General features: G+C 43.0%; 14 protein-coding genes. 12 read left to right on the top strand and 2 right to left on the bottom strand.

All coding sequences use genetic code 11. The features are described 5' to 3' along the window. The first annotated feature begins 84 nt into the window (after positions 1-84). From QZ209_RS01790 to QZ209_RS01775, 4 genes are all read left to right on the top strand, one after another. Positions 85-1,044: a transposase gene (locus QZ209_RS01790; protein WP_294344082.1), complete on the top strand. Its 960-nt coding sequence runs from the start codon at positions 85-87 to the stop codon at positions 1,042-1,044. Positions 1,045-1,125: 81 nt separating this feature from the next. Then, complete coding sequence (locus QZ209_RS01785; RefSeq protein WP_294344081.1) at positions 1,126-1,878, top strand: trypsin-like serine protease; 753 nt, start codon at positions 1,126-1,128, stop codon at positions 1,876-1,878. Positions 1,879-2,058: 180 nt separating this feature from the next. Next, a complete protein-coding gene (locus QZ209_RS01780) occupies positions 2,059-2,919 on the top strand; it encodes an SDR family oxidoreductase (protein ID WP_294344078.1) in 861 nt (286 codons plus the stop codon). A 105-nt stretch (positions 2,920-3,024) separates the two neighbouring features. Beyond that, complete coding sequence (locus QZ209_RS01775; protein ID WP_294344076.1) at positions 3,025-3,738, top strand: isoprenylcysteine carboxylmethyltransferase family protein; 714 nt, start codon at positions 3,025-3,027, stop codon at positions 3,736-3,738. Between the two features lie 293 nt (positions 3,739-4,031). On the opposite strand, the gene QZ209_RS01770 is transcribed toward QZ209_RS01775, so the two are convergent. Beyond that, positions 4,032-4,628, bottom strand: coding sequence for a CAP domain-containing protein (locus QZ209_RS01770; protein ID WP_294344073.1), 597 nt, complete (start codon positions 4,626-4,628; stop codon positions 4,032-4,034). A 696-nt stretch (positions 4,629-5,324) separates the two neighbouring features. Between QZ209_RS01770 and QZ209_RS01765 the strand changes: the two genes are divergently transcribed. The 8 genes from QZ209_RS01765 (at position 5,325) to QZ209_RS01730 (ending at position 11,994) form a co-directional block, all read left to right on the top strand. Next, positions 5,325-6,122 (top strand): AadA family aminoglycoside 3''-O-nucleotidyltransferase, encoded by a 798-nt coding sequence (locus QZ209_RS01765; protein ID WP_294344070.1) that lies wholly within the window; start codon positions 5,325-5,327, stop codon positions 6,120-6,122. 11 nt (positions 6,123-6,133) lie between these two features. Continuing rightward, the gene (locus QZ209_RS01760; protein WP_294344068.1) at positions 6,134-6,859 is read left to right on the top strand and encodes a class I SAM-dependent methyltransferase; all 726 of its coding nucleotides are present in this window, start codon (positions 6,134-6,136) and stop codon (positions 6,857-6,859) included. Positions 6,860-6,968: 109 nt separating this feature from the next. Next, the gene (locus tag QZ209_RS01755; protein ID WP_294344065.1) at positions 6,969-7,556 is read left to right on the top strand and encodes a phosphoglycerate mutase family protein; all 588 of its coding nucleotides are present in this window, start codon (positions 6,969-6,971) and stop codon (positions 7,554-7,556) included. Continuing rightward, positions 7,557-7,982, top strand: a complete 426-nt coding sequence (locus QZ209_RS01750; protein ID WP_294344062.1) for a DUF3788 family protein — start codon at positions 7,557-7,559, stop codon at positions 7,980-7,982. 178 nt (positions 7,983-8,160) lie between these two features. Further along, positions 8,161-8,643, top strand: coding sequence for an HXXEE domain-containing protein (locus QZ209_RS01745; RefSeq protein ID WP_294344059.1), 483 nt, complete (start codon positions 8,161-8,163; stop codon positions 8,641-8,643). 1,502 nt (positions 8,644-10,145) lie between these two features. Further along, positions 10,146-10,442, top strand: a complete 297-nt coding sequence (locus QZ209_RS01740) for a hypothetical protein (RefSeq protein WP_265370551.1) — start codon at positions 10,146-10,148, stop codon at positions 10,440-10,442. Positions 10,443-10,528: 86 nt separating this feature from the next. Then, positions 10,529-11,641, top strand: coding sequence for a radical SAM protein (locus QZ209_RS01735; protein ID WP_294344053.1), 1,113 nt, complete (start codon positions 10,529-10,531; stop codon positions 11,639-11,641). A gap of 143 nt (positions 11,642-11,784) precedes the next feature. Next, positions 11,785-11,994 carry a hypothetical protein gene (locus QZ209_RS01730; RefSeq protein WP_294344050.1) on the top strand — a complete coding sequence of 70 codons (210 nt, stop codon included), beginning with the start codon at positions 11,785-11,787 and terminating at the stop codon, positions 11,992-11,994. A gap of 166 nt (positions 11,995-12,160) precedes the next feature. On the opposite strand, the gene QZ209_RS01725 is transcribed toward QZ209_RS01730, so the two are convergent. Continuing rightward, the gene (locus QZ209_RS01725) at positions 12,161-13,012 is read right to left on the bottom strand and encodes a universal stress protein (protein WP_294344047.1); all 852 of its coding nucleotides are present in this window, start codon (positions 13,010-13,012) and stop codon (positions 12,161-12,163) included.

Below are 13,012 nucleotides of genomic sequence, written 5' to 3'. Positions count from 1 at the left end.
GGACGTTGTTTATTAGCTTTAAAAGTGAGTGATTAATTTATATATTTCGGGCATAAAAGAATTTTCATTAACAAGAAGAAAAATATGCCGAGAGGAGCAAGGCTGGATGCACCGGGGACATTGCATCATGTGATTATCCGGGGTATTGAGAAAGGGGATATAGTAAAAGACGATGAAGACAGAAAAGAGTTTCTCCGTCGAATGGGTGAATTGGCTAAAGGGACCGGTACAAGTATTTATGCTTTTGCAGTGATGACAAACCATGCTCATATCCTACTCAAAAGCGGAGAACAGGGACTGTCGACGTTCATGCGCCGGTTCTTATCAGGTTACGCGCAATACTACAATCGTCGCCATCATCGAGTCGGTCATCTCTTTCAAAACAGATACAAATCGATCATCTGTGAAGAAGATGCATACTTTGACAAGCTGGTTGCTTACATCCATCTCAATCCGCTTCGAGCAGGACTTGTCACTACATTTGAAGAACTGGCTCTGTATCCATGGGGCGGCCATGCGGTCATGATGCAAAAAGTGTTATACCCGTGGCTGGATCGTGATTATGTGTTAAGTTTTTTCGATGATACAGGGGGAAAGGCCAGAAAAGCATATCTGGAATATCTGGAAGATGAAAAAGTGATAAATCGGGAGAAAGAGCTATCAGGTGGTGGGCTCCTTCGCTCTCATGGTGGCTGGTCAAAGGTTCAGTCGATGAGGAAGCAGGGGATGAAAGCGCTCAGCGATGATCGGATACTCGGAGGAGACGCGTTTGTCAGGGAAGTTCTTCGGGAAGCGGAAGATCAGGAAAAAGAGTTGTTATCAGCAAAAGACCGGTCAAACCAGATAAACAACGATATAGAAGATGCATGCAGCAAAGCGGGGATAACTGTGGCAGTACTACGCTCAGGAAGTAGAAGAGGAAAGTTGCCAACAGTAAGAAAACAGCTTGCTGAGAAGTTTGTCAAAGAGTATGGTTTATCTTTGGCTGAGACGGCAAGGCAGTTATGGGTGACAACTGCGGCGGTCAGCCATATGGTTCGCTGATGAAATAATCTTTTATCGCTAATAAACAACGTCCCCTAAGATGTACTTAAAGTTCACAATGCAATAGAAGGAGTGTCGTTGATGTTGGAGTTAACGCAGCAAGAGGCAGAAGAGATGGTTTTCTCGAATTGGATAGAATCTACAACTGATTTTGATGAAGAAGAGATTACTCCACGGTATTATCGGACTGAAGAAGATCTTACTGCTAAGGCTGTTTGCGGAGGTGATGAACGAATCAAGGTGATAACCACCACCACGATGCCTTATAAGGCCATATGTAAGCTTTATATGAAATCTCCATCCGGGAAGAAGAATTACATAGGCACAGGTTGGTTAACTCATACCAACAAACTGTATACAGCAGGCCACTGTGTATATGACCGAAAAGAAAAGGGATGGATGAAATCGATCATCGTAGTCACTGGTAAATCCGGAAAGGCCGAACCTTACGGGCGTTACTATGCAAGTGCTTTTACAACAACACGTGGTTGGAAAGAAAAAGGTATTCCGCGTTACGATATGGGGGCGATAAAGATCAGTTCTGATGTGAGTCATTCTGATGTCTTAACCCCAATGCTTGAAGATCCTGTTCGTGGTGAAATATGTGGTTATCCCGCTGATAGGGATACCGGAACATTTCAATATCGCATGGAGGACTCACTAAGGAAAGCCGGGGGGCAGTTCAAGTACATGCTCGATACTTACGGTGGGCAGAGTGGCTCTCCGCTTCTTAAAGACCGAAGCGTAGCAGTTGGTATACATAATTACGGTGGATGTCCGAATAGTGCTTCGGATTTGTATCAGCTATTTGTTAACACTGTTGATCAGTGGTAAAACAGCAAAGCGGGAATCACAGTGGCTTTGTTACGTTCAGGGTCTGACAAGAAAGGAGAATTACCTGCAATACGAAGAGCATTGGCTGAGAAATTCGTTGATGAGTTTGGTTTGCTTTATGGGTATGGATGACGATGGGCATGAATTGATTAAACGACAATTCTTTTTGGGGAGGGCGAATTGAAAGTAGCAATAACCGCTGCGAGCGGAAAACTTGGAACGGAAATCGTTGAAGCTACTGCAGCTTTGCTGTCGAATGAAAACGTTATTGGATTAGCGCGGAGTCCGGAGAAAGCCAAGCACCTGAACATCGAAATCCGTCCCGGAAACTACAATGACAAAGAAGTCTTGGTTAGGTCATTGCAATCTGTTGATGTGGTTTTGTTGGTTTCCGGCATTGATGCTCCTGATAAGCGCATCGAACAACACAGAAATGTGATTCAAGCTGCAAAAGAAAACGGAGTCAGAAAAATAGTCTACACCAGCATTCAAGGAGCTGAGGAAAACACAGCTTTCTCGCCCATTGTTCAATCCAATCGACAAACCGAACAAGATATTCGAAACAGCGGAATGGATTGGGTTATCGGACGCAACGGGATCTATATCGAGCCTGATATTGAATATGTCGACGTCTACGAAGAAAAGGGAAGAATCGTAAACTGCGCCGGTTCCGGTAAGTGCGGCTACACGACACGACCAGAACTCGCGTATGCCTATGCGCGAATGATAACCGATGACGAGCATAACGGTAGAACCTACAATTTGCATGGCGAAGCTATCACTCAGCGGCAGCTTGCCGAGTACCTCAACTATGCCTTTGGTACTACGTTGACCTACACATCAACTTCGGTGGAAGAGTTCCGGCAGGACCGAATAGATGAACTAGGTGAGTTTTTAGGTTCGATCATCGCCGGCATATACCAAGGTATTCGAGAGGGAGCTTTCGAGAATCCAAGTCAATATGCAGAAGCTGCCGGTAAGGGCCATGCAAGCTGGCAGGAGTTTTTTGATGCCATCAGAGCGAACGAGTCCTCGGTGTAGTACAAAGCGTTGAGTTCCGGAGGTATACTAATCATCCGTTCTGCACAACACTTGATTTCAGATCGATAAAATGTCGTGTTTTTTTGAAAATGTCAGCTGATTTTCATGTTTGTCAACAATAACTCCATTACTCCTGCAGTCAGGATTGGTATCGTCAGGCGTTTCATCCAAATTCTGGTTTTGTTCGGTATCCTTTCAGCAGTTCTCCTTTTCTCGTCCGGACACACTGATTGGCTATGGGCCTGGGTTTTCATCGGTATATACATTGGTAGCACGGTTTTTAACTCGATAGCTCTTCTCAAGCGGAGACCGGAGATCATTGCTGAACGCAGTATGACCCAAATAGAGCATGGCTGGGAGAAATTGATCGGTGGACTTTGGGCGCTATTGTATTTTCTTGCTGTTCAATTGATAGCAGGTCTTGATATGCGTTATGGGTGGAGTGCTGATATACCCTTAAACGTTCATATTGTCGGGGTAATCTGCTTTTTTACCGGCACTGGATTATTCAGTTGGGCCCTTCTCGAAAATGCTTTCTTTACAACAGCGTCTCGTATTCAGAAAGAGCGGGGGCAAACGGTGTGCATGTCCGGTCCTTATCAGTACATTCGTCATCCCGGCTATCTTGGTGCTATCATCCAGAGTTTCGCTGCTCCAATGCTTTTAGGCTCGTTCTGGGCGCTCATACCCGGATTTCTGTCCGCCCTCCTGATGATTGTAAGGACGAAAATGGAAGACAAGATGTTACGGCAGGAACTCATTGGTTACGAAGCTTACGCAGAACGAACGAAGTATCGAGTATTTCCCGGTATCTGGTGAAATAGGAAGTATCCTGTAGTGGAGCCATCAGATACAAACTTCTAGCGTGTTAAAAGTAATCCTGTTAAGTGCTATTAAAAAAATGGTCTATAGCGGTGGATTGCGAGCTGTTGCAGAATCTCTTACTTTTTCCTCTGGTATGCAGCGTGCTGATAAACGGTTGTCAAGCATCCTTTATCCGGATGCCTGGATACGGTTGAGAGGTCCAAATTGTCCTAAAAAAGATTGTAGTCTCAAAGTCGTTACACGGATTATTCCCGCCGAAATAATGCAGGTACTGCCGTTTATCCTTCTTATACGCCAGCAAAATTGATCACACAGACATAGTCGTAGACGGGGTGGGATTCGATGGCGACGCCGACGATGCTGAACTCCGGGTCCAGGATGATGCTTCGGTGTTTTCTGTTGGGTACTCCGTCATCGACGAGAAGGGATGCGACGATTTCAATGGCTGTGTTAAAGCCGTAGGAGATGTTTTCTCCGGTAATCCTCCAATTGCCGAATTGCCTGAGACGGGTTCCGGGTTTTGATCCGTCCGGTCCTCTGTGCCCGGTTTTGCCAGTGCGGGACATGTAGCTGGCATGTGATTGAGCAACAATTGATATTCTTTCAGATGGAAAAAGGACTCCCGCCGGACTTACTCTCTTCATGGCATTGACGCATTCCCGAACTGCTGTTAAACCTTCGCGGGTCCGGTACCCGTTTTCGAATTGCGGATTTCGGGGATCATGATAGATGTTTCCTGTGAAATAGCGTGTCCTCGGCAAAATATATTGCCGTGCGTATTTTTCCGGATCGGTGCGTGCCATGTTCAAGTGAAGGATGACCTCTTTTTCCAATGCATTGAGATAACTTGCCTTTTCATTCTCCTGTAACGATGTGAACTGCAAAGAAAGCTGTTTTTTCGATGCATCCGCTCTCTTGTTTGCTGGAATCAGTAAGCAAGAAATACAAAGGATAAGCACTGAGGCTATTCTCATAAAAGTAAAAGGGGACGTAATTTATTGGCTTTAAAAGCAGGTTGTTGGTTAATATATAAAAGCCATAACAAAAACTTGGATATATAAAAAGAAAGTTATTACAAAGGAGCAAGGCTGGGTACGCCAGGGACATTACGTCATGTCATTATTCCGGGGAATTGAGAAATGGAATATCGTTCGGGACGAGCAAGACAGAAAAGAGTATCACCGTCGAATGGGTGAACAGGCTCAGGGGATAGGCACGAGTATTTATGCTTTCACTCTGATATCAATGAGGAAACATGCAGCAAAGGGGTGATCAAAGTTGTTTTGTTACGTTCAGGCAGCAGAAAAGGAGAATTACCTGCAATACGAAGAGTATTGGTGGAGAAGTTTGTCAAAGAGTGTGGTTTATCATTGGCAGAGACAGCGCGGCAGTTATGGGTTACAACCGCAGCAGTCAGTCATATGGTTCGGTAGATAGGTGAACTTTTATAGCTAATAAACAACGTCCCCTAAGTTCACTAAGTTTCCTGAGAGGATCAGAGGGGAAAAAATAGTGATTATAATGTGAGCCCATGAAAAATTTATAGTGCAGATAACAAGTAATGTTAGATTTTATGCTGTATGAACAGCTCAGTGCCCATTGAAATCTCGAAGCAGGTATCACTGGCTTGTAATGTCATAGAATGCCATCTGGGATCGACACTACAGGCAATACATTTGTACGGTTCGGCGCTTGATGGTCGTTTGGGACCGTATAGCGATATTGACTTGCTGGTTACTATAGAGGCAAAGCCTGAAGAAACTTCCCGACAGGCTCTTTTGCTTGATTTGCTGAAGATCTCAGCGCCACCCGGCAAAAGCGAGATACTTCGAGCTCTGGAGGTCACCGTTGTTGTAAAGACTGAGGTAGTCCCTTGGCGTTATCCGGCCAGACGAGAACTGCAGTTTGGAGAATGGCTGCGGAAAGATATTCTTTCAGGTATCTTCGAGCCAGCTGTCATTGATTCTGATCTGGCGCTCCTCTTGATGAAAGCAAGGCAGCACAGTCTTCCCTTGACGGGTCCGGCGGCCGAAGATTTTTTCGATCCGGTGCCTAAAGGTGATTTTTTTAGTGTGCTCGTCGATACCCTGGATCAGTATGTGTCACCCCCGGACCGGGCAGGTGATGAGCGGAATGTGGTGCTCACATTGGCCCGCATATGGTACAGCGCTGTAACTGGAAAGATTGCATCTAAGGACATCGCTGCCGGGTGGTTGATAGCGCGTTTGCCCGTCGAACATCAATCCATATTATTTGAGGCTTGGCAAGCCTATCTTGGTTACGGTGAAGACCATCTTGCCTCACGTGCGGACCAGACAGCAAAGTTTATTCTTTTTGTGAAGTCTGAAATTGTTGACTTGCTTAATGACAAAGTATAAAGGATTAAAAAATGGCAAGTGTTAAAGAACATTATGATGAAGTGCTTTCTGATGTCTATTCATGGATGTTTGGTGGGTTCGAGGCCGGAATCCAGCGTAATATTGAATTTATCAATAAACACAAGCTTGCTCCCAGAGGTTCTGGGATTGCTGTTGATTTAGGTGCAGGCTGTGGCTTTCAATCGATCCCTTTGGCTGAAGCGGGATATTCTGTTACATCATTCGATATAGATGCCAAACTTTTACAAGAGCTAAGGGATAATTCGGAAAAGCTTGATATAAGAACGATAGAAGGGGATTTAATTGATTTCGATAACGTTGTAAAATCAAACGCCGAACTAATCGTTTGCATGACAGATACAATTGTTCACTTGGAATCAAAAGAAAAAGTGACGTCTCTTTTTGCTAAAGTTTTTAAAGTTTTAGAGCCTGGTGGAAAATTTATTATAACTTTTCGAGACTTAACTCATGAATTGAAAGATTTAGATAGATTTCTGCCAGTCAAAAGTGATGATACTATTATTTTCACATGCTTTCTTGAGTATGAGCTTGAAAAAGTGAAGGTTCATGATCTCGTATATAAAAAATCATCCGGAGTATGGGAGCTTTTTAAGAGTTTCTACCGAAAATTACGTTTGTCGGAAGATTGGGTAAACGCTCAATTTTCGCAATGCGGCTTTGAAAAAATAGATTCAACGGTTGAAAATGGTTTAATAACTGTTATTGGAAATAAGTAATAGATGACATCACGCTACGGGGTTTGCAAAAAGCTGAGTTCGTTCCTTGCTTCGCACTTCGAAAACCCTGGGTTGAGCGTTCGACTTCGAACTGAAGGAGTTAAAATTCATGGAAGATATTTTGGAGACGGCAAAACAAATAGAAGAAGATGCTTGGTCTGTCATTGATGAGACCGGTGTAATCAATCATTGGTCTTCTATCGGAGCAACCATTAATCTTGTGGGCTCACTTAAAACAGGCTTACTGATAAATAATCGAGACATCGATTTTCATATTTATACAAACCCATTCAATCTTTCCGATAGCTTTTTAGCGATATCCGGACTTGCAGAAAACAAGCGTATTAAAACCGTTAGTTATTCAAACTTACTGGATGCCGAAGATAAGTGCATCGAGTGGCATGCTTTTTATGATGATCAAAACGGAAATTCATGGCAGATAGACATGATTCATCTATTAAACGAGTCACCCTATACCGGTTATTTTGAGAGAGTGGCTGAACGTATTTCTAAAGTTTTAACAAAAGAGACTCGTGAGGCAATTCTTCGAATAAAAAAAGCAATTCCAACCGATAAAAAGGTTATGTCTATTCAAATATACAAAGCTGTAATCGAGGATGGTGTTCGCAGTTTAGAGGGATTTTGGCGATGGGAGAAGCAAAACCAAAATGAGGGTATTATCACATGGGTGCCATAAATGGAAACAATAAACAACATTGAGCTTACCGACAAATCTCTTTACCCGGATGAACGACTATTGAGAACCGTACTGGGGAAGTCTTATGCCGCCTATTGTGCGTTGCTGGGCCTCTATGACCGGCACCAGATGCAGTATGAATGGAGATACTATAACGATGCCAGGGCTTGGCTATGTAAAGTTCAGAAAAAGAAAAAAACAAATGTATGGATGTCTGCCTGGAAAGGTTACATGCAGGCGACGGTCTACTTCCCGGAAAGACTTATAGAACAGATATATACGCTTCCCATCGATAAAGAGATGAAAGAACGGATAAAGAAAACCAGGAATGTAGGTAAATCAAAGCCATGTATCTTTGAGATACGAGATCATCATATTCTCAAGGATATGGACATTGTAATGCAATTCAAAATCAAGGCCAAGTAATAGAGATATCAATGCATAATATCGAGGGGGCTCTTTTCCTTCACGGTGTAATCCGTTCGTGATAGATTTTTCATTGTCCAATATTATCCTATCGAAAGGCAGAAAATACATAACAAGACATCCGTATTTTATCCATCCGGACCCTTTGTATAATAGTAGCTTCCAATGAGCAGTAGTCATGTCAAGGTTTAATTTCAAAACTTGCGCATTGTTATTTATAGTTGCAGTAACGATGCATAATATCGAAGAAGCTCTTTTCCTTCCTTCATGGTCTAATCCAGTAGGTATAGAAGTTTCATCGTCGGAGTTCACCTTTGCTGTTGTGTTCCTTACCGTACTTGCTTACCTATCTTTTTACCTTTCAATTCGGAGTGGAAAAAAAGGGCTTTGGACATATTTCTTCACGGGATACGCTCTTGCAATGTTCCTTAATGTATTCTTTCCCCATATATTGACTTCTATCCTGGTACAAGAATACGCTCCGGGTACAGGAACCGCTGTTTTGATGGTGCTACCGACCGCATCGCTGGTGTTATATAAATCGATTCAGGGTGGGTTTGTTGACAGAAGAAAGTTCTATGTCATCGGACCTATTGTTGTGTTAACCATGGCTGCAAGTGTCCCGTTATTGTTCGCGATGTGGCGATCGTTCGGAAGCTGACAAAACAATAAGGCAGATGCGGGATGCAGGGTTAACAGCTTGTGAAGGGCCAAAAGTACTTTTTAGCAAGACTGTAAGCTGTTTCACGGTTTTCTGTACATTCGGACAGCTTCACAGAAGGCATTAGCGCACCGATCGAGCATCTATTGTGTTTCAATCCAACCAGTTGAGGACATACATAGTTTCTGTTTGTTGCCGGCAAGTTCTCGAGCAGAAAACGATACATTCTATAACTTTGCGTTGATTTTGAGGTTCTCGGCTTTGGTCCGATTGCTTCAAATCCCATCCCAGTAAAGGCATCTGTTACTTTAAATAGTGACTTTACAGCCTTTGTCCTTCATCAGCTATTCCCACCTACAGGAGACTCCTTAATAGGGTTTGTTCATTACCGTTCATCAATCATGCGCATCAATACTCTGTTCAGCTTTATTGTCAGTCCTCACCGATGGATTGATAGGATGTGACAAAATCGTTTTCAATCTGTAACTGACCGATTTTTTTGATAGAGCAGCGTTGTATCCTCTTCGTTTTGCTGCTGTTTCGGCTGACCAGAACGTTCAAACACTTCTTTAACATGGTCTATAAGCTCACGTTTCTACTGTGCTATCTGGTTGGGGTAAATAAAGTGTGTATGAGAAAATGCCTGTAATTACGCATTTTTTGCTTTTGGTGTGGGAAATGTATAGATTTTATATGTAAAATATGCGAAAATTTTTTATCGGTACCCGGATTTCAAGGGACAGATGTTTCGGTAAGAACTATCTAAGCTTTATGCACTGCTTTATTGAAATATCGATTTGGTGCTTTTCAGAATTTGATGGGTGAGCTCGACAGAAAACCACGGCATCGACAGATTGCTGTGTTGAGTTTTCCGTAATGAAGCGGGAGTCTGGCTCGGTAGTTTTCGATGCAAGAGAATCAAGCGAATTGATGCCTTGATTAACAGGGTTTCCCTATTCAGTCCTTGATATACAGCATTTATGACATGATGCTGGAGTAGTTCAAGCTGTTCTTTCTATCTCGCACCATCAGGCCTTTGACCTTGATTAGTGGCTGCAGTTTCAAATAGTCAACAACTTTCACCTGTATTTGAAAAAACTGCTCGCGATCTCTCTCAAGGCCAATTGCCGGAATGCTGTGAACATAACATGTTCTTTTAATAGCCAAGCAGTGCAGGTTTTCAGCTCAAGTTCCAGCTATGTGTCGAAGCTGGCTCACTGAGGAACCTTCATATTTTTCGTGCTCCTGATGGCAGACTTTGTTGATGGTCTCGGGTAAACATTGATAATATGGCACAACTCCTTTTCACAAACATGGGCTTGGCAGTCACAGGTTGCCGCATACCGGGGTGAGTTCCCTGGACACTCGATAGTTTTTCGGGTGTTGTATCTGCTTTTCCAATAAGTCTTTCAAATGATCGAGAAATCAAAGGAGGTGATTATTACATGCACAGTATGATGTATTGATGATTTTTGGAGTCAATAAAAAATAAGGAGAGTAAAATGGCTACAGCAAAGAAAAATGGTGGAGCTAAATCAAAATTTAATTTCAAGGAATCAATTCGAAAAGATGATTTTCTTGTACTGGAACTGCTTCAAAGTCCGATCAAAACATTAAGAGAAAGAGACATAATCTGTGATCAGACAATGATTAACAACTTTGAAAAAGTACGAGAAGATGTTCTAAAAAGAGCTAGAGCCGCTTTTATCGAATTGGGACTTGTTCGTGATGGAACACAGGGTTGTCAGGGTTGTCAAGGCTGTCAGGGGTGTCAAGGGTGCAGTTCGAATATAATGTGACTGTTGAAATGAAGGCTGTTTTATTAATATGGCAAGATGAAGACTGCTGCTTCGGTATTCATCTTGCCTGAAAAATATCCACGATTATGCATCAGGAAATAACGCCGATACTTGCCCAGTGGGATATAACCGAAGGCTGTAATTTCTCTTGTTCATTTTGCCTCACCAATAGTGGGAAAAGAGCGAAAAACGAGTTGCGTTTTGAGGAAGCTAAGATTATTGTTGATAAGCTTTACTCAGATGGCGTTCTATTTCTTCGTGTTCTTGGTGGGGAGCCATTTTTTCGAGATGACATTGTCAATGTTTTGCACTATGCCGCCCAAAAAGGTATGCTCATTTCTTTTAGTACCAATGCATCGTTAATTAGTTATGAGACAGCACGGAGTCTCAAGAAAATAGAGGAAAGCCTGAATTATTTCCAAATAAGCTTATATGGAATCGATAGCGAGAGTTATGAGAAGAGCACAAAGAGCCGAAATGGATTTGATCTTGTAAAACAGGGGGTGGAGAATTTGAGAAAAGCAGGTTTGAAGCCGTATGTTTTTTGGGTTTTAAATCAAGATAACCTCAAACATGTAGAAAAAGCATATCAATTGGTTAAAAATTGGGAGCTGCCTGCTTTAAGGATTTCTCCCGAATTGAGCTTAGGCAGGGCATCAAAAGATACTGATGAACATATTGAGAGTGATATTTTTTATTGGCGTGATGTAATACATAAGCTCCAAGAGATACGTGCCTTGGCTGAAAAAGACAAGAAAACAAGTATTCAGCTTCATGCAAGACCTTTGCTCGGAGAGTATTTATTTCAAAAAACAGGGATGCAGTATTTTTACATAACATGTAAGGCTGCTTCTACCATGGTGTATGTGGATTGCAAGGGAAATGCGAGCCCCTGTCCTTTTGCTGAATTCATGCCGGATAGCTACAGATCGTCGTTGGAGGTGAAAGAAAAGATTAGCTTACTCGATAACTCATTAAAAGAAATATGGAATACTGAAATTTTTGAAGAATATCGAGCTTTACAGGAACCTGAAATAAACCCAAAGAAAATTAATACCCGTTGTCCACATTATAAATCAGGAATGTGTGAGCCGTGTATATTTACTCCATGTACATGTGCAGATACCATTGCAATGATGAATTCATCACTTTGTGCTGCAAATGAAAAGCATGACATTGCTGATTCTCGTGCTCACTGAATGGAGTGAAAAAGTATAACTCTCACTAATGAAAGCAATTGGTTTGCTTGGCTGAATGAGTTGGGAGATAATCAAGGTCTTCGGGTACGAGTGCCGGATGAAAAGGACAGAGATATTGTCCACAAGGTGATTTATCAAGAACTTTGTCTGGGAAAGACCGAATCAGGTTCGAAGAAAGAATATCAGCATATTTCGATGCTTTAGTCGCAGAAGTGGCTGAGGCCGTCATTCTCGGCTGTAAGGAAATTGGAATGTTGGTCAATCAGGTTGACACCGATGTAAAGCTATTTGATACAACTGCCATTCATGCAGAAAAAGCCGTTGAATATGCAATAGGGGACATCACCTCCTGAATCAACCGTTCATCCGAAATATTTCATGTAAGGTGTTTTTTTTGATTCGAATAACATCTCCCGATGGTATTCATGTGTGATGCCTTGGCAAACGTTAGTATTATCCCTGTGTTTTACAAAGGTTATCTTCACAGGTTTATGCTTGATTCGACGAGGCTGCGGGGATCTATCGGAGCAGCAGGAGCGGTATATCGCTGGAGCTCACCATTTTTGTTGTGTTACTGCCGACAAGAAATTGACGGATTCGGGAATGACCGTAAGCTCCCATTACCATCAGATCGACTCCGTGTTCTTTCTGGTAGTCGCGCAAGGTCTGCACTATTTCTCCTGAAAGCATTGTGCTTATAACATTGAAGTCTTTTTCGGCAAGATAGTTGCAAGCTGCATCAAGTTCCGATTCAGTGTCCGCGGTGGAGTTACATACCATGACTATATGGCAATCCAGTCCTTGCAGCAAAGGGCTGCTTCCGACCATTTCCAAGGCTTTTTTTGCGGTAGAACTGCCGTCAAAAGCAATCATGAATCTTCTGGGTTCGGTGAAACCCGGCAGTACCACAAGAATAGGGCGGTGGAGTGTTCGTACCACACTCTCAAGATGGCTTCCGATTGAATGCGCACTGTTTTCATGAGCTTCCCCTCGTCTGCCCATGACCAGTAAGCGTGAGTCAGGCTCCATCTCCTGCAAGGTTTCGATCAGATTGCCATGACGTTGAAGTCTGTTGATTCTTTCTGCACCGTTTTCTTCTGCGCGGATTTTTGCTGACTCGAGCTGGTGTTTTCCATGCTCGAGGGCGAGCCGTCCTCTTTTTTCGTCCAGGGAGACAAGTTCATCGAGAAGGTGCTCACGGCTACCGAGTCCTATATTTCCTGACAAGTCACCTTTTACCGGATATTCCGAACGGTCGAGCACATGAAGGAATGTCAAGGGGGCATCGAGACGCAAGCTGGCCCAAGTTGCAGCGTCACATACTGCGGGTGCCGCCGCTGAACCATCGATACAGGCTAATATTTTTGTCAT

The sequence above is a fragment of the Prosthecochloris sp. genome, from assembly GCA_015482705.2.
GTDB lineage: Bacteria > Bacteroidota > Chlorobiia > Chlorobiales > Chlorobiaceae > Prosthecochloris.
Note: the sequence above shows the minus strand (reverse complement) of the source record. Positions and strands in the feature narration are given on the sequence as shown.